Annotated in this window: 17 protein-coding genes; 6 read left to right on the top strand and 11 right to left on the bottom strand. The window is 46.0% G+C overall.

The window, feature by feature from the left end:
- Positions 1–111: 111 nt before the first annotated feature.
- The 5 genes from ACOCLE_RS05255 to ACOCLE_RS05235 all read right to left on the bottom strand — a co-directional run bounded on the left by ACOCLE_RS05255 (position 112) and on the right by ACOCLE_RS05235 (position 2,966).
- Positions 112–528, bottom strand: coding sequence for a hypothetical protein (locus ACOCLE_RS05255; protein ID WP_419535807.1), 417 nt, complete (start codon positions 526–528; stop codon positions 112–114).
- Between the two features lie 50 nt (positions 529–578).
- Complete coding sequence (locus ACOCLE_RS05250) at positions 579–1,439, bottom strand: IS3 family transposase (protein ID WP_419533453.1); 861 nt, start codon at positions 1,437–1,439, stop codon at positions 579–581.
- Positions 1,436–1,744: a transposase gene (locus ACOCLE_RS05245; RefSeq protein ID WP_419533454.1), complete on the bottom strand. Its 309-nt coding sequence runs from the start codon at positions 1,742–1,744 to the stop codon at positions 1,436–1,438. Before ACOCLE_RS05245 ends, ACOCLE_RS05250 begins: the two co-directional genes overlap by 4 nt.
- A gap of 157 nt (positions 1,745–1,901) precedes the next feature.
- On the bottom strand, positions 1,902–2,522 hold the full coding sequence (locus tag ACOCLE_RS05240; protein ID WP_419535806.1) for a hypothetical protein: 621 nt from the start codon (positions 2,520–2,522) through the stop codon (positions 1,902–1,904).
- Positions 2,523–2,618: 96 nt separating this feature from the next.
- The gene (locus tag ACOCLE_RS05235) at positions 2,619–2,966 is read right to left on the bottom strand and encodes a hypothetical protein (protein ID WP_419535805.1); all 348 of its coding nucleotides are present in this window, start codon (positions 2,964–2,966) and stop codon (positions 2,619–2,621) included.
- A gap of 435 nt (positions 2,967–3,401) precedes the next feature.
- On the opposite strand from ACOCLE_RS05235, the gene ACOCLE_RS05230 reads away from it, so the two are divergent.
- Genes ACOCLE_RS05230 through ACOCLE_RS05220 form a run of 3 tightly spaced genes read left to right on the top strand, consistent with a single transcriptional unit; the run spans position 3,402 to position 5,599 of the window.
- Complete coding sequence (locus tag ACOCLE_RS05230; protein WP_419535804.1) at positions 3,402–3,779, top strand: site-specific integrase; 378 nt, start codon at positions 3,402–3,404, stop codon at positions 3,777–3,779.
- A 49-nt stretch (positions 3,780–3,828) separates the two neighbouring features.
- Positions 3,829–4,872, top strand: coding sequence for a transposase (locus ACOCLE_RS05225; protein WP_419533005.1), 1,044 nt, complete (start codon positions 3,829–3,831; stop codon positions 4,870–4,872).
- Entirely contained in the window at positions 4,865–5,599 is a 735-nt protein-coding gene (locus ACOCLE_RS05220) for an integron integrase (RefSeq protein WP_419535803.1), read from the top strand. The genes ACOCLE_RS05225 and ACOCLE_RS05220 overlap by 8 nt, the downstream gene beginning before the upstream one ends.
- Before the next feature lie 133 nt (positions 5,600–5,732).
- On the opposite strand, the gene ACOCLE_RS05215 is transcribed toward ACOCLE_RS05220, so the two are convergent.
- Positions 5,733–7,253, bottom strand: coding sequence for a fumarate hydratase (locus tag ACOCLE_RS05215; protein ID WP_419535802.1), 1,521 nt, complete (start codon positions 7,251–7,253; stop codon positions 5,733–5,735).
- Between the two features lie 261 nt (positions 7,254–7,514).
- Between ACOCLE_RS05215 and ACOCLE_RS05210 the strand changes: the two genes are divergently transcribed.
- Positions 7,515–8,057 carry a 2Fe-2S iron-sulfur cluster-binding protein gene (locus tag ACOCLE_RS05210; protein WP_419535801.1) on the top strand — a complete coding sequence of 181 codons (543 nt, stop codon included), beginning with the start codon at positions 7,515–7,517 and terminating at the stop codon, positions 8,055–8,057.
- A gap of 98 nt (positions 8,058–8,155) precedes the next feature.
- Here ACOCLE_RS05210 and ACOCLE_RS05205 read toward each other — a convergent pair whose 3' ends face one another.
- Complete coding sequence (locus ACOCLE_RS05205) at positions 8,156–9,436, bottom strand: ISKra4 family transposase (protein WP_419532972.1); 1,281 nt, start codon at positions 9,434–9,436, stop codon at positions 8,156–8,158.
- A 134-nt stretch (positions 9,437–9,570) separates the two neighbouring features.
- Positions 9,571–11,838: a hypothetical protein gene (locus tag ACOCLE_RS05200; RefSeq protein WP_419535800.1), complete on the bottom strand. Its 2,268-nt coding sequence runs from the start codon at positions 11,836–11,838 to the stop codon at positions 9,571–9,573.
- 789 nt (positions 11,839–12,627) lie between these two features.
- Between ACOCLE_RS05200 and ACOCLE_RS05195 the strand changes: the two genes are divergently transcribed.
- The gene (locus ACOCLE_RS05195; RefSeq protein ID WP_419535799.1) at positions 12,628–12,942 is read left to right on the top strand and encodes a BolA family protein; all 315 of its coding nucleotides are present in this window, start codon (positions 12,628–12,630) and stop codon (positions 12,940–12,942) included.
- A gap of 180 nt (positions 12,943–13,122) precedes the next feature.
- Here the strand turns inward: ACOCLE_RS05195 and ACOCLE_RS05190 are convergent, their stop codons facing one another.
- The gene (locus tag ACOCLE_RS05190; RefSeq protein WP_419535798.1) at positions 13,123–13,746 is read right to left on the bottom strand and encodes a phosphoadenosine phosphosulfate reductase family protein; all 624 of its coding nucleotides are present in this window, start codon (positions 13,744–13,746) and stop codon (positions 13,123–13,125) included.
- Positions 13,747–13,931: 185 nt separating this feature from the next.
- On the opposite strand from ACOCLE_RS05190, the gene ACOCLE_RS05185 reads away from it, so the two are divergent.
- On the top strand, positions 13,932–14,675 hold the full coding sequence (locus ACOCLE_RS05185) for a substrate-binding periplasmic protein (protein WP_419535797.1): 744 nt from the start codon (positions 13,932–13,934) through the stop codon (positions 14,673–14,675).
- Positions 14,676–14,723: 48 nt separating this feature from the next.
- Here the strand turns inward: ACOCLE_RS05185 and ACOCLE_RS05180 are convergent, their stop codons facing one another.
- Both ACOCLE_RS05180 and ACOCLE_RS05175 read right to left on the bottom strand, forming a co-directional pair.
- On the bottom strand, positions 14,724–15,038 hold the full coding sequence (locus ACOCLE_RS05180; protein ID WP_419535796.1) for a DUF4286 family protein: 315 nt from the start codon (positions 15,036–15,038) through the stop codon (positions 14,724–14,726).
- Between the two features lie 74 nt (positions 15,039–15,112).
- Positions 15,113–15,748 carry an O-methyltransferase gene (locus ACOCLE_RS05175; protein ID WP_419535795.1) on the bottom strand — a complete coding sequence of 212 codons (636 nt, stop codon included), beginning with the start codon at positions 15,746–15,748 and terminating at the stop codon, positions 15,113–15,115.
- Positions 15,749–16,093 lie beyond the last annotated feature (345 nt).

The following is a 16,093-nucleotide window of genomic DNA, read 5'->3' as shown; positions in this document are numbered from 1 at the left end:
TTAGTTCTATCATCGATCCCTAAAGCGCATAACGCTTGGCGCACGCGAGAGCAACGCAGTTGCGAGTCCAGCAGCCGAAGGCTGCGATTGTGGCGCCACTTGTTATAAGGCTTATTGATTGCACTGTTTACTGAGGATGGCACCATCCATGAGAACTACAATATTTTCGTTAAAATCCTTATCAGGAATACCATTCCGGAATTTTACGTAGCGAATATTATAAAGCCAATGATTAGTTTTCATGCCTTTCGCATGGTATGAAGTCAGATTATAGCTAACAATACTTGGAGAAATTTCTCCTTGATATTCTTCTTTGACCCAGTTTAAAACTAACTTCCTTGCATCACTGATACTTATTGGTGGCTCCCCATTTCCATCCCAGTATTCTTTTAGCATGGGTTCGTCGCTAGGATTAAAATAGACTGCACATTCAGGCCCATTATTCCACTGCCACTTATCAACGTAGCTCCCATTAGCCAAGGTGTTGCTGGCAAAAAACATTAACAAAGTTGTAAAAAATATTTTCATACTGCTCTCTGTTGACTAAGCCTTTGGTGTTACCCACGAAAAGTGGACACCTATTGTTGGTTTCTACGCTCAAACTCAACAGGACTTAAATATCCCAGTGATGAATGCCGTCTGATTCGGTTATAAAATATTTCGATGTATTCAAAGATTCCAGATCTGGCTTCTTCAATACTCTGAAATCGTTCGGCATAAACTAATTCAACTTTTAACCGGCTAAAGAATGACTCCATAGCTGCATTATCCCAGCAGTTACCAGGTCTGCTCATACTGGGCTCTCCACCATATCGCCGAATCAAACTCTGGTAACGAGTAGCCCGATATTGAACACCACGATCTGAATGGATAAGCAGCCCAGGCTCTGTTGATCGCTGGGCAAAAGCCATCTCAAGTGCCCGGGTGACCAACGACTCAACCATGGTGGTATCTAAAGCCCAGCCGATGATCCGGCGAGAATAAAGATCCATCACAGTTGCGAGATACAACCATCGGCTTTTTACCCGGATATAGGTGATATCAGTTGTCCACTTCTGGTTTGGCTTATCGGCCTGAAAGCAGCGGCGCAAGCGATTTTCAGCAACACCGTACAGCGCTTCAGCACTGGGCGAATATTTAAATGCGCGTCCATTACGCGCCTTGAGCCCAACCTGTTTCATCAGCCGGGCAACCATATTCAAGCAACATTGTGTTCCTGAGGCTTTCAGCTCCTGTGTGATCCTGGGTGCACCGTAGCGAGCTTTGAAAACCTTAAACGTATTAACAATGGCTGTTTTGATCTTATCCGAGCGCTGCTTTCGTACGCTTTCACCGGACATCTGCCAATAATAGAACCCAGAACGAGAGACGCTCAGAACGCGACACATCAACACCAGAGAGTAGCAACCGCGATATCTGGCAATCAGGGCGTACTTCACTCTTGGTGTTTCGCGAAGTACGCAGACACCTTTTTTAGAAACTCATTCTCCTGCTTGAGGCGGTGGTTCTCACGTTTGAGGTTTTTTACCTCATCGGATTCTTTGCGAGAATAGTCGACACCTTCAAGTGAATTGAACTGTTTTTCTGAAAGACGGGAAAACTGTCGTTTCCAGTTATAGATCTGCTGAACACTGATCCCAAGCTGTTCAGCAACCTCTGAAGCTTTTCTATCAGGTAATCCCGCCATGCGAACGGCTTCTTTGCGGAATTCTTCAGTATAAGCAGGATGTCTGTGTTTACTCATGACTCACCTCATCGTTAGAAGATAATCTAACTTAATGAAGTGTCCAGTATTCGTGGGTAACTCGACCTTATAACGCCAAGTTCAGCCGCGCGCCGAAGGCGCGTCGGGTGGAGGGGCGTAGCCCCGGAACGAACTGGAAGTTTTTGTTATGTTTCTTTTATAGGGTATCAAGCTTTCTGATGAATGCTTTTTGCAAGTTTTGATCGCTTGCAAGTTCATTACCATAGTTTAGAATAAAAGATTTAATTGATTTCTCAAACATATCGCGATAAACAATTTTCGTATCTTCTTGGATTATTTTGCCATTTGGTGATTGTGCCCAAATTCTCCATCCTTTTTTTGTAGAAGCTTCGTGTAGTAGACCACACCGAATACTTGAATAAAACTCTTCAGCAAGGTCATCGGAAAATTCAGCTGAAAATGGTGATCTTTTTGTCAGAAAGCTTTTGAAGATAGCTTTGCTAGATGAGTATTCATACTCGCCAAGTTTTTCTCCATTTTTTAGGAACTTGTAACTTTTTCCTTGATATGAAGACTCTAAAAACTCTATGAGTGAACACAAGATAGTCATAATGGAAAACCCTTCACCTTGAAAGGTACCATGTTCTTTAAGAATTTTAATAGGGTGTAAGTAACGTAGTTCTAATCTTGGTTTGAAATAACCTTCATATGTTTCACTCCAAATATCAGGAGAGCTGTTTTGCTCAAGTTTCATTTTTTGGTGTTGCCAGTCACGGATAGTATTCCTGCCAGCAATATAGTGTTGATGATTACTCATAATTCTCGTTTAGAAACATAACGCCAAAATAAGCGGCGCCGGCGCAGACGGCGTCCGGTGGAGCTGCAAAGCAGCGGAACGAACTTGATTTTTTTGTTATGAGGCTTTTGCACTTAACCAAATAAAAATGGTAGAAAACATAAAAGTACTAATGAGTGAAAAAATTAAAACTGAAAGTATATTACACCTTCTGACTAGCTCTTGATCACCGATAGATTTTGCTTTTTGACCAAATATAAATTTTAGTAATGCTATATTGTTACTGACATTATTATTTTTAATAAATCCAGGCTCACCCATAATTTTATATACTTCAGGATGATTTGATTTCAGATATTTAAAAAAGCAACTTAATTGATAAAACCACGTTATTGATCCAAGACCAAGAGTTATCCCAAGAATTGGAAATATCACATGCTCTACAAACTCTGACTTAAACTCCATACATCAACCTTATTTTATTTTTAAATACATTTAACATTTGCATTTTTTATTAACTGCAGTGATTGCCTTATCAGTTGTCCATTACAATCATCAGTATTTTATCAAAGACTAGATATAATAAAGGTGAGCAACTTAACTCTTTCATAGATAAAAATGGATCTTGTGAATCTATGATTTAGCCTCATAACAGCTATTAGACCTCAACTGAGTAATATTGGTTATTGAACTCAGTTAAGAGATATTATCCAATGGCCTTTCTTATGTACTCACATGAGTCATATTACCTGGACATTGAAATTCGTTTAACCCATTGAATATTAATAACAAACACTTAATTTCCAATCAGCCCTCTCAATATTTCTCACATAAGATATTTGCATTATCTCAATATTCGCCAAAAATACTGTATAAAAAAACAGTATTCAGGATATCCATATGCCTTCCCAATTTATGCAAAAAGTGCGCGATACATTGCGTGTCAGGCGTTACAGTTACCGAACAGAACAGGCGTATTGCTATTGGATTCGTTATTTTATCCGCTACCACCAGTTAAAATATCCAGGTGATCTCACTCCAGATCACGTCATCCAGTTTCTGACTTATCTGGCGGTCCAAAAACAAGTTTCAGCATCAACGCAAAATCAGGCACTCAATGCCCTTAACTTTTTATATACACAAGTGCTACAACAACCTTTGGGAGATGTCACCAAAACCACTCGCGCCAGAAAGCCGCCCAAAATCCCTGTGGTCTTTGAACGTGATGAAATCCAAAACATTTTTCAGGTGATTAATCCACTAGGACTTTCGCATTGACAGGCAGCTGTAAAAATTGCTAGATCAGCAAAAAATAGCGGATGTCGTCGTGCGTAGAAAGATAACAAGACCTACAACAGCTGGGTGTGATTTGCCGAAATATACAGGGTTTCTATTGTGTGAGCCGAAATCAGCAACCTGTACTCGCCTTAGTGAGATCGGAGATATGTCACACCACAGCGTTAACCGTTTTCTACAACGTGAAGACTTTGCTCCCAATGACCTTTTCATGGAAGTAGCCGCAAGGCTGATTCTTGATGGGGGCACGCTATCGGTTGATGATACGGTGCTGGATAAGCCGTACAGTAACTACACGGCATTCATCGGCTATCATTACTCGGGCAAGCATCATAAAGCCGTCAAGGGCATTAATCTCATAACGCTCTATTACACCGATATCAAAGGCTATAGCCTTCCTGTCAATTTCCGTATCTATGACTCTGCGGACGGAAAGTCCAAAAATGATTATTTTCTCGAGATGCTGAAAGAAGTACTTGTATGGGGCTTACGACCTGCATTTGTTACGGGGGATTCCTGGTATAGCAGTGCCGCAAACCTGAAGACTGTGAAAAACAACGGTCTGGGTTTTATGTTTGCCGTTAAAAGCAACCGTACTGTTTCTATCCAAAAGGGTGACTACCAACAAGTGCAGAGCCTGGAGATTCCTGAAGAGGGAATAACCGTTTGGCTACGTAATTTTGGTTCTGTGCGTTTGTACCGGACGCGGCTAAAAAACGAGCTGCGCCATTACGTCGTCTACACACCCCATGCTGGATCAGAGGTATCACCACAGGTAGGCTTTAATGAACTTCACCTGCACCATTGGGCGATCGAAGAGTATCACCGGGCGCTGAAACAACTCTGCAGTATTGAGCGCTTTCAGGTGAGAGGAAAGCAGCAGGTCAGGAACCATATTTTTGCCTCTATCTTTGGGTATGCCTGCCTTCAGGCCAAGAAAGTATCTGAATCTCTCAGTAGCATCTATCGCGTTAAGAATGATGCGCTCAAGGATGCTATTTGGGACTTCATTAAGAGCTTCTCTGATGGTAAAGACTGGCTGAGACCATCTTTTATCAGAGCTGTCAATGCGTAAGTTCTATCCACATTATCTTTTACCGGTAAAATTGCTGTATGGATCTGGCCTGCGATTGTCTGAATGCCTGAGACTGAGAATTAAAGATATTGATTTCCATAGGCAGATAATCATTGTGCGGTCCGGCAAAGGAGGGAAAGACCGAGTGACGATGTTACCTGCCGGTTCAATAAACGGTATCAAGTGCCGTATTAATCAGGTCAGACATTACCATCAGGCCGATTTGGATGCTGGATTTGGTGAAGTCTGGATGCCAGATGCCCTGGCTCGAAAATACCCTAAAGAGGCATTCAGCCTTCACTGGCAGTATCTTTTTGCTTCTTATAAACGATCCATAGAACCCTACTCTGGTAAAGAAATGCGCCATCATATGGATGACAGCACCTTACAAAGGGCAGTAAAACAGGCCATTGCAAAAGCAGGAATCCATAAAAAAGGCAGTTGCCATACTTTCCGGCATTCATTTGCTACCCACCTTTTGGATGATGGGTATGACATCCGAACCGTGCAGGAGCTGCTGGGCCATAAGGATATCAAGACAACCCAGATTTATACGCACGTACTCAACCGTGGTGGGAATGCGACCAGGAGCCCATTAGACAGGCTGATATTTAATACTACCAAAAACAACGCTACCGCCCCTTCAGCCAGCTTCAGAAGTACTCAGGAGGGTTACCAATTGAACGACTATTCATGTCTATTTTCATCGCGCGAAATAGTACTATAGAACCATTAAAATTTATAGGTGTTTTTACCTAGCTTTCTGCCCACCAAAAAAATGGCAGCTTACGAATAAGCTGCCATTGTCTTAAGGGTGCTGTGCGCCCTGCTGTCTCTTACCGCAGGGCTAAGGGTCTGGCTTACTTGATCTCCAGCACCTGCTCTTCGATCTTCTTTTTCCAGATCTGTGGGCCAGTCTGGTGTACCGATTCACCACGACAGTCGACGGCGACGGTTACCGGCATATCTTCCACTTCAAACTCGTAGATCGCTTCCATTCCCAGTTCCGGGAAGGCCAGTACTTCCGCCTTTTTCACAGCCTGGGAGACCAGGTAAGCGGCGCCACCCACAGCAATCAGGTAGACGGACTCATTGTCCTTAATGGCTTCAATGGCTGCCGGACCACGTTCTGCCTTACCGATCATACCGGCAAGACCCGTCGTTTCCAGCATGGTACGGGTAAACTTGTCCATTCGGGTTGAGGTGGTTGGGCCAGCCGGGCCAACGGCTTCATCACGCACCGGGTCAACCGGGCCAACGTAGTAGATAAAGCGTCCTTTCAGATCAACCGGCAATTCTTCACCGTTGTTGATCATATCCACCATGCGCTTATGGGCAGCGTCACGACCGGTCAGAATTTTGCCGGAGAGCAGCACGGTATCGCCGGGCTGCCAGCTTTTGATGTCGTCATGGGTCAGGTTGTCGACATTGACCTTGCGCACCCCTTCGCCCATATCCAGGCTGACTTCCGGGTAGTCATCAATATTCGGTGCTTTCTGATACACCGGACCATTGCCGTTCAGCGTAAAGTGGGCATGGCGGGTGGCCGCACAGTTGGGAATCATGGCCACTGGCAGAGAAGCCGCATGGGTTGGGTAGTCCTTGATCTTGATATCCAGCACGGTGGTCAGACCACCCAGACCCTGGGCACCAATGCCAAGCTTATTCACTTCATCCATGATTTCCAGGCGCAGTTCTTCCACACGGTTCTGTGGGCCGCGCTCACGGAGTTCATGAATGTCGATGGGGTCCATCAGGGCTTCTTTGGCCATCAGCATGGCTTTTTCCGCAGTACCACCAATACCAATACCCAGCATGCCCGGAGGACACCAACCAGCGCCCATGGTTGGCACGGTCTTTTTCACCCATTCAACAATGCTGTCGGATGGGTTGAGCATGACCATTTTGGATTTGTTTTCAGAGCCACCGCCTTTGGCAGCCAGCTCCACTTCAACGGTGTCGCCCGGTACCAGGGACATATGGATAACGGCCGGCGTGTTGTCTTTGGTGTTTTTGCGGGCACCGGCCGGATCGGCCAGTACGGAAGCGCGGAGTACGTTGTCCGGATGGGTATAGGCCCGGCGAACGCCTTCGTTGATCAGGTCTTCAACGGAGCGGTCGGTATCAAAGCGAACGTTCATGCCCACGCGGACAAAGACGGTGACAATACCGGTATCCTGGCAGATAGGACGCTTGCCCATGGCACACATTCTGGAGTTCACCAGAATCTGGGCCATGGCATCTTTCGCCGCCTTGGACTCTTCTTTCTGGTAGGCTTCATAAACCGCATCAATAAAATCAATGGGATGATAGTAGGAAATAAACTGCAGTGCGTCCGCAACACTCAGAATTAAATCATCTTCCCGAATAACAACACTCATTGGTTTTTCACCCCTTGTCCTACGGTTTTAATTCGCAAATTTTTTCGCAGCCAGACCTGACCAGTACAGCAGGCAAACCCCATCGGGTTCTTATTATTGGGCATAGATTATACCAATGCCAAAAGCTAATAACATTGATTAACGGCATAAGGGGTAAAGTTTTCTCAAAAAGAACAGAATTCTATTTTGGTGGTTATCCGTTGCAGGTTGTAAACTTGCACATCAAATTCACTATAAAAAGCAACGATCAGGGGCTTTTCCGTGCCGGAGATTCAGTTTCAGGGCAACCGCTACTCACTTGATGAGAACGAGAACCTTTTGGATGGCCTGTTGCGCCAGCATGCCCGGGCGCCCTATTCCTGCAGAGCCGGAGTCTGCCACTCCTGCATGCTACGGGTAACAGCAGGATGTTCACCTTCAGAAGCCCCGTCGTTACTGACCGCAGAGCAAATCAAAAAAGGGTATATTCTCGCCTGCCAGACGAAAGTAACTGGCGATTTAAGCCTGACACTGCCAACCCGGGATGAAGTGCCGGGCATTCTTACGGAACTGGAGCCCATCAGTTCAACAGAAGTGGCGGTTAAAGTATCAACCCGCCTGCCCTTTGACGTTTCTATTGGCGAACATATTACCCTGGTATCGAATGAAGGTTTGGAAGCCCGTTACCCGGTTACCGGCCTTAGTGAAGATTTGCAAACGCTGGAGTGCACCATCACCCGTTCAGCTGGAGGCAGCCCGTTCAGCGCCTGGATTCACTCCGAAGCAAGAACCGGCGACCGCCTGATGGTGATTAAGAATGGTTAGTCTGGAGACTGTCGGACTTAAGAGCATCCTACGGTGGTTGCGATAAATTGGACTCAAATTCCTCCCAGTTTGGGTGCTCTCTCAATTTGATAACTGACTCATAGGTTAGCTTCAACCTTTCCAGTCATGAACTCAGACCAAAGTTGTTCCCAGCGCCCCTTACTCTGGATCAGTGCTCTTGTTGTCAAAAGCACTTCCGCTCCTGTTGCTTTCCACCTCATTCCAGAACCACATAATCGTTGCTTTACCAGAGTCTTACAAGCCGCTTCAGTAACTCCTGAACCTATTGGCCAATGGCGTTTAAGCGCCTGATGATAATTCATTAACTGGTGATTGTTTGTAAAATAGCTCACAGCTTTGTAGCGCTTCTCTGTCAGTGCGATTGTCTTTTTCGGGAGCTCGGCTGATTCAATTTCCTGAAGGATTTTTTTGGCTGCTCCACGCTTGTTTTTCAAACTATGTAGCCTGTCTTCAAGCCACTGGTGTCGCTTCGCCTTACTGGTTGGAAACAGTGCTTCCGCTGCTCCAGCTAAATATTCAGATGCATGATAAAAATCGAGTATCTGCCCAGAGGTATGTTGTTTCAAATAACTCCAGTTTTCTCTAGCCCCGTCAGCTACCCCGATGTATGTGGCATTTGGGTAGAGTCGTTTTAGATCTGCAATCTCCTCGTCGAGCTTGCTCATAAAGCTTTGTTTACCATACTCTGGCGAACTGGCTGTATATATCGTGTGGAGCCTGTCTCCATCTGCAGAATATAGGCTCAATGTCCCACACATGGCTTCCCTCCAGCCTTCTTCACAAAGCAGCATGCAGGTTCCATCCAGACCAATGGCTATTGTTTCAACAGGCTCTTTTAGTGGAGGAAGGTGGTAGTGAGTGTCTTGCTGGTCTTCAATTAATGCACCTACTCTGTCCGATAAATGCTTGATATAAGAATTTGAAAGCGTCCTTTGATGGTTGGTCTCAAAATCTTCTTTTACCGCAGGCGCTGGCATCTGGCTGTATTTCCAGGCGATAGACTTGGCAAATTTGGGGGTAGCTGAACCAATAATACCGGCACGAAGATCAAGTGCTGCCAGAGTACTGCCACCTCTGACACCCTGATATACGGAGCGCTCCAAAGGTATACGACCGTATAAGGTTTCATAGTGCTTAAGAACCTTTCCTTTGTAGTTCCACTTCTGCTGATTAACGACGATAGGTTCTTTATTGGGTGATTCAAATAGCCCCAATAACTCTTTTGTTCCAAGCTGCCCGGCTTCATTGAGTGCACGCTGTAAACTATCTTCAAGATTCAGCATGTTGCCTGAATCTATAGAAACTTCAATTTGCAAAACGATGCTTTTGGTAGAGCTGGAAATAACAGAAGCGGGCATGACAGTTAACTATTATGAGTGGTGTTCCCATAGTAGCTGTGAAAATAGAGCACTATTGTTTCAATCATTCAGAGAGAGCACCCCCCAGTTTTCGCTCCGGACGATTAAGCCGATAGCCTCCCAGGGGCGTTAACTTACTCCCTCACCGGCAAAGCATGCAGGGTTTTGTCATGCCCCATTTTTTCCGGGTCAACATCGCTTCTGGAAAACAGATCGCGGGGCATACAACCGGTTTCAACATTGATCAGGCTGAAAGAAGGTTGGTGAACCACTTCCTGAAACGCAAGGGTACCGTCCGGCATTTCCACGGAGTGGGCAAGGTAGGCATCCACCAGTCCGCTCCGGTAATCTATGCCTTCTGTCTCAAAGCCTTTCAATACCACCACTTCATTAGCCCGGCAACCTTCGGCCAGCGCATCACCTGACTTTATACTTTTGATAATTGCGGGATGCCGGCTGCCCAGAGGAAACTGAATACTGCCATAGTAATGGTTCTCTTCATTACTCTGAGGCTCTACCAGAACGTCCCAGAACGCCATGACATTCAAGAACTCTCTTCCCTGGTTATCCTTGATGATGTTATTGCCATGCTCCCCCTTGTCCAAGTAAGACCCAGCAACCTTGAACCGCCGAGTAATGGCTGGATCAAAATTGGTGATTTTAGGGTCTTCGTCGGGTGAGGCTATTTGAAAAGTAACGGGGCGACTTGGCAGAATATCCAGAACGGATTTTGTATTGCTTTCATGATGGTCCTGTCCAGTGGGCAGATCGTTTTGCCCTGGTGCTAATGCCGGGCTGCTCTCCCCAACCCTGCTCTCAAGCGAGACTCTCTGCCTTTCCTCAGCGAGGCGCAACCTTTCTGCCAGCGTTAATACCACCGCTGCTTTTTTCATGTCAGCCGTCGCTGCTACGCTCTTATCCACCTTCTGTTTTTCTTTTGCGGTTTTTGGCTTATCGACTTTCTGCTTTATCGTCTTCGACTGGTCTTCCGCCTTACGCTTACCTTTATCAACACTGGCTACGCCTTTCTTCTGCTTTTCTGCTGATGCTTTTTTAACGGGCTTGCGCTGTTCACCCGATTGCTTCTGAGCTTTGGCCTTTTCTGTTTTGGCTTTTACATCCGTTTTTCGCTTGGTTTCGTCTTTTTTAGTCACCTCTGTTTTCTTTTTTTTCACGTTCGTATCGGCTTTACGCTGAGCTTTAACGGATTCAGGCGTTTCTGATTTCTGCTTTTTAACCTTTGTGACTGCTTTACGTTCCGGTTCTACCAACACCAGCCTTTTTTCTTCTTTCTTACTCTCTCCTTCCTCTTGTTCTGCTTTTTTATTTTCCTCATCTGACGTCAATACGTCCTGCTTCTCCTTTTCAGTCTTTGCCTTCTCATCAGCTTTTCGTTTTTTCTCCATCAGTACCAGAGCTTCCTGCTTACGATTCTCAAGTCGCTTCTTATCTTCAAGCGAGCGTTTTTCCTCATCCTGCCGCGATGCCTGCTCCTCGGCTATGCGTTTTTCGTCTGCCTGCTTTAATACCTCATACTTCTCCCTGATAAACTGCGCTTTTTCTTTCGCCCGTCGCTCTTCTTCAGCCTGTGCCAGTGAATCCTGTTCCTTCTTCTCAAGATTGGCTTTCTCTTCAGCCAGACGTTTTTCCTCTGCCAACCTCAGCGATTCCTGCTTTTGCTTTTCAAGGCGGGCTTTTTCTTCGGCCAGGCGTTTTTCCTCCGCCAGTTTCAGTGACTCCTGTCTCTGTCTTACAACTCTGGCTTTCTCCTCGGCCAGGCGTTTTTCTTCCGCCAGCCTCAGTGACTCCTGCTTCTGCTTTGCAACTCTGGCTTTTTCCTCGGCCAGGCGTTTTTCTTCCGCCAGCCTCAGTGACTCCTGCTTCCGCTTTGCAACCCTGGCTTTTTCCTCAGACAAACGCTTTTCTTCCGCCAGTTTCAGTGATTCATTTTTCTGCTTTTCAAGCCTGGCTTTCTCCTCAGCCTGACGCTTTTCTTCCGCCAGCCTCAGCGATTCCTGTTTCTGCTTTTCAAGCCTGGCTTTCTCCTCAGCCTGACGCTTTTCTTCCGCCAGTCTCAATGATTCCTGTTTCTGCTTTTCAAGCCTGACTTTCTCCTCAGCCTGACGCTTTTCTTCCGCCAGTCTCAGCGACTCCTGCTTCTTCTTTTCAAGCCTGGTTTTCTCTTCTGCCAGACGTTTTTCTTCCGCCAGTCTCAGCGACTCCTGCTTCTTCTTTTCAAGCCTGGTTTTCTCTTCTGCCAGACGTTTTTCTTCCGCCAACCTCAGTGACTCCTGTTTCTCCTTTTCAAGCCTGGTTTTCTCCTCGACCAGGGCTACCTCCTCTCCAAATGGACTTTCCGATCCAATATGCTCTTCTTCAAAAAAGCTACCATCATCTTCCAATCCCCCCCCTCCTCTGACTCTCTCCCTCGCCCTCCTTCTTTCCATCGCTCGTAGAATCCAACCCCGCTCTTTTTCAGTAAGCGAACCCCGACCCGGTATCTGAGTCAACTCTGATTTATCCGCTATTATGTCATCCTCTGTTAATTCTTCTGCCGACTCTCTCTGGAAAGGTACATTGTCTTCCCTCTGATTACTGGTCTGATCATCAGGGTTGAGACTTCTTTCTCGAGGATCGCTGCCTTTGAATTCCTTCCCAGGTAAGGAACCAGAAAGGCCAAGTCCAGCAACCTGACGGTATAATTTAAAGTCTTTAGAAACATCGGACTCTTTTGGCGTGCGGTTTTGTTCTCTATTATTACTTTCACTGGTATTTTTTTCAGGGAGTTGATTAGATTCCTGTGGCACAATACTCTCTGAGTCTGCGACGAAAGCTTCTGCTTTTTTTGCATGGGCAATACTGGACGAGGCTGTCATAATTACCGCTGCTGCAAGAGCTGTCATAGCAAATTTTGCTGATCTTTCAGCAAAACTTTTTTCCGGATACTCCATGAGTTCTATCCCCTTGTTGGACGTAAAAGAAGAACTTCGTCGTATAGCCTGAAAGCACGTATTACAGAGCGCTTGTGTCCAGGGTGGTATGAGCATAGACCATGAAAAAAAATCATCCATCAACAACAAAATGAATGGTCAGCAGCCGGAAAGATAAGCGTTATATCGCGTCTCGAATGAGCAATGAATCAGGCCAGTGCCTTGTCATTTTAATAGTAGGCAGGATCACAGAGGTGATATATGGGAATGAGAGAGAATATCATCAACAAGCTCAATGACTCCTTACAAAATGAGTTTATTGATGTAACCAACGAGAGTCATTTGCACAATACACCTCCTGGCGCAGAATCACATTTTAAAGTGGTCATCGTCAGTGGAGCATTTCAGGGAAAGCTGCCCGTTAAACGGCATCAGATGATCTATGGCCTGCTGGCAGAGGAATTAAGAGAACAGATTCACGCTCTCGCACTTCACACCTATACGCCTGCCGAGTGGCAGGCAAGAAACCAGTCAGCACCAGAAACTCCAGATTGCCGCGGCGGTAGTAAAAAGTAAATTTTTTGAAAGTAGCACGGTACAGAGGATGGTCATCTTCAGGCGTGGTGCTCTGTCGCGAGCACACCCATTACTTAATAGAGAATCATCAAGGTATCAGAGCTATTTGATGATTCTGCAGTCCAGGGCTTTTATACCCACATGAAACAAGCACGCTTCATAAGCGTGCGACCGGCCCTTTTAACCGGACACGGAGGTATGAAGCCCACACTCACGATGCCCATAGACTTTCGTTGGGTCATAATAATCTTCTTCTATCGGCAGATCGTGGGTGACCAGGTATTCCTCCACATCCAGCTCTGTCCAGTTCAGTAATGGCGCTACTCGATAGTAGCCATCTTTTGTCAGACTGACCACGTCGAGGTTCTGGCGGAATTCAGTCTGGTCCTTGCGAATTGCAGTCAACCAGTAATCCGGAGCTGATTCCTTCATGGCACGGGCAAAAGGCTCAAGCTTTACCTGACGGGTAAATTCATCGTGTTCCGCCGTATCAACCTCAGGTACGCCGCCATAAATCGCGTCGCGATAGCCACGGCTGTATTCCGGATGAAAGACCTGAATATTGAGATTCAAGCGTTGAATCAGCTGATTAGCAAAACGGTAAGTCGCTTCGGTACCATAACCAGAATCAATCCAGACTACCGGGATATCCGGCTTGACCTGGGTTGCCATATGGATAATGGCAGCTTCATGCGGCCCGAAGTTTGTGGTCAGAACAGGTTTCCCTGCACGCTGAACCGCCCACTGAACGATCATCTGCGGGTTCAGTGTAGACAGTTCCTGATTCATCATCTCCAGATTCATTATTTATCCCATCAGTCCATAGCTTTGTACGATGCACTATAAGTTCGAGCGTTTATAACTACAAAGACTAATATGGACTATAAATATTACCGAAACTGCTTATACGGTTTTCACTGATCATCCCTTTCGCTTACAATTATCCTGCAATAAATCATCGAACAATATTTTAAGCTGTAGGGATCGCAATGAAGTTTCGTCGTATTCCATTTTTGTTCTTGCTGCTGTTTTCATTAACCGGCAATGCTCAAACCACCAGTTTCCACCTGGTCACTGAAAACTTCCCCCCCCTGAACATGACCAATAATGGCACCTCTTATGCCCGAAATGATCGGGTCTCAGGCTTTGCCACTGATATCATGCGCAAACTGTTTGCCTCCACAGGGTATGACGTGGATTTCACCTTGATGAGTGACTGGGATGAAGCCTACAACAGTGCCAGGGACACGTCAGGTTTTGGTGTTTATTCTACGTTCAGAACCCCCGAACGTGAGGAGAGCTTCCAGTGGGTAGGCCCCCTTTACGAAGAGGACTGGGTGATTCTTGCGCCTCAGGACAGCGAAGTAACAATCAACTCACTGGATGATTTGAAACAGTTTCAGGTAGGCTCCTATGAATTTGATGCCATCACGGACCATCTGATAGAAAACAAAATTAACGTCGTGCCGGCGAAAAGTGATGCCGTCAATGTTGTTAAACTGAAATTAGGCAAGATTGAACTCTGGGCTTCCAGCTCATTGACCGGGCCTTACACCGCATCCAATTTTAATATGCCGGTCAAACCCATTCACACCTTCAGTGAAAGCTCTCTGTGGCTGGCCATGCACAAAGGCACTGACCCCACCATTGTTTCTCAGCTGAATAACGAACTGAAAAAGATGCACCAGTCTGGTGAGATACAGCAGATGATCAATAGTTATAATCAGCTTTGAATGATAGGCCGGGAGTTTAATCACTCCCGGTTGTCTGGAGTGCGATGATCAGGCACCTTCTTTTAAGACACGACGATAAGCTGTGAACTGATTACCAAATGTGTCAATGCCATCCTGGCGAAGCGCTGGAGCCAGGTGTAATAGATAGTGATCCAGCGCACTCTGTTCGGACACTCGATAGCGAATGGAAAAACCGGTTGAATAAGGTCTTGCAGTCAGCTGGTCATCATCCGTCAGGTTAAGTACTTCCGCACTGTGAAACCCTTCAGCCTTCAGCACAGCATCAACGTGTGGCTTTAACCACTCCCTGAACTCATCCACAATACCATTATCCACCAGGCAATTGACTTCATAGATAATCATGAACGTCCCCCTCACCTTTAATAACCATTTGGGAGTAATGGATAATAGTGGATAAATGACAGAACGGTAGAAGATCAGACTTTTCGCACAATATTTAAGCCATGCCGGATGGGCAGCAGCACACTCTCAAGGTTGGGGTGTTCATAAATATAACGATTTAAATCAGCAATCACCTGATCCCGCTCCTCTTGAGGATCAAGCACCTTCCCTTTCCAGAGAGCATCATCGATAACCACCAACCCGTTCGGGTTCATCATGGGCAATACCATCTCCAGATAATCACGGTACTTCTTCTTATCCGCATCAATAAACACCAGATCCAGCTTTTCCCGAATGTCAGGAATGGTATCCAGCGCCCTGCCGAAGAGCACTTTGATTTTATGACCATGAGGAGACCGGTCAAAAAACTCCTGCCCAATGGCAATGGATCTGGGGTTGGTCTCACAGGCATAAACCACACCATCATCTGGCAAACCTTCCGCCATGGACAGTGCTGCATAGCCGGTAAACATGCCGATCTCGAGAACCGTTTTGCTCTGGCTGATGTTAAGCAGCATTTTCAGGGTCTGCCCTACCAGGCGACCAGAGAGGTTCACCGGGTAGCGGGTTCTGTCCACCGTGGCCTGAGCCAGCTCTGCCAGAATCAGAGACTCACCGGATGTCATATCCTGGCAATAGTTTTCAATCGCTGGATCAACCATATGGTCCATGTAAAACACCTTGTAACTCTATACTCACAACCGCACGTTGACTTAAAAGAGGTGAGAAACAGCGTCCGTTTCCCTGGTAAAGCAATCACCAGAAACACCCTCACATCTTTTTCTGATGTAATCAGTAGCAATTCTGCTATTTTCTACTTCCAGCAAAACGGACCTGCAGCACACAGAGAAATGCTAATCGACGACTGCTGCAGCCATCGTATTCACTATTTCTGAGTACCTCCCAAAAGCAGCGATGGATTTTAAGTGAGAGGGGTATGAGTGAAAAGCCCATTTGTCATACTTTATTTTGATGAGAACACCTAAAAACACCATCAGAAAAACCACTAAGGCACG

The organism is Endozoicomonas sp. (assembly GCF_965196975.1).
Taxonomy (GTDB): domain Bacteria; phylum Pseudomonadota; class Gammaproteobacteria; order Pseudomonadales; family Endozoicomonadaceae; genus Endozoicomonas.
This window is presented reverse-complemented; position numbering and strand designations above follow the sequence as displayed.

Bases quoted from the DNA above. Each gene is read 5' to 3' on its own strand.
- ACOCLE_RS05255 (WP_419535807.1), bottom strand. From the start codon at position 528: ATGAAAATATTTTTTACAACTTTGTTAATGTTTTTTGCCAGCAACACC.
- ACOCLE_RS05245 (WP_419533454.1), bottom strand. From the start codon at position 1,744: ATGAGTAAACACAGACATCCTGCTTATACTGAAGAATTCCGCAAAGAA.
- ACOCLE_RS05240 (WP_419535806.1), bottom strand. From the start codon at position 2,522: ATGAGTAATCATCAACACTATATTGCTGGCAGGAATACTATCCGTGAC.
- ACOCLE_RS05235 (WP_419535805.1), bottom strand. From the start codon at position 2,966: ATGGAGTTTAAGTCAGAGTTTGTAGAGCATGTGATATTTCCAATTCTT.
- ACOCLE_RS05230 (WP_419535804.1), top strand. From the start codon at position 3,402: ATGCCTTCCCAATTTATGCAAAAAGTGCGCGATACATTGCGTGTCAGG.
- ACOCLE_RS05220 (WP_419535803.1), top strand. From the start codon at position 4,865: ATGCGTAAGTTCTATCCACATTATCTTTTACCGGTAAAATTGCTGTAT.
- ACOCLE_RS05215 (WP_419535802.1), bottom strand. From the start codon at position 7,253: ATGAGTGTTGTTATTCGGGAAGATGATTTAATTCTGAGTGTTGCGGAC.
- ACOCLE_RS05205 (WP_419532972.1), bottom strand. From the start codon at position 9,436: ATGCCCGCTTCTGTTATTTCCAGCTCTACCAAAAGCATCGTTTTGCAA.
- ACOCLE_RS05195 (WP_419535799.1), top strand. From the start codon at position 12,628: ATGGGAATGAGAGAGAATATCATCAACAAGCTCAATGACTCCTTACAA.
- ACOCLE_RS05190 (WP_419535798.1), bottom strand. From the start codon at position 13,746: ATGAATCTGGAGATGATGAATCAGGAACTGTCTACACTGAACCCGCAG.
- ACOCLE_RS05185 (WP_419535797.1), top strand. From the start codon at position 13,932: ATGAAGTTTCGTCGTATTCCATTTTTGTTCTTGCTGCTGTTTTCATTA.
- ACOCLE_RS05180 (WP_419535796.1), bottom strand. From the start codon at position 15,038: ATGATTATCTATGAAGTCAATTGCCTGGTGGATAATGGTATTGTGGAT.
- ACOCLE_RS05175 (WP_419535795.1), bottom strand. From the start codon at position 15,748: ATGGACCATATGGTTGATCCAGCGATTGAAAACTATTGCCAGGATATG.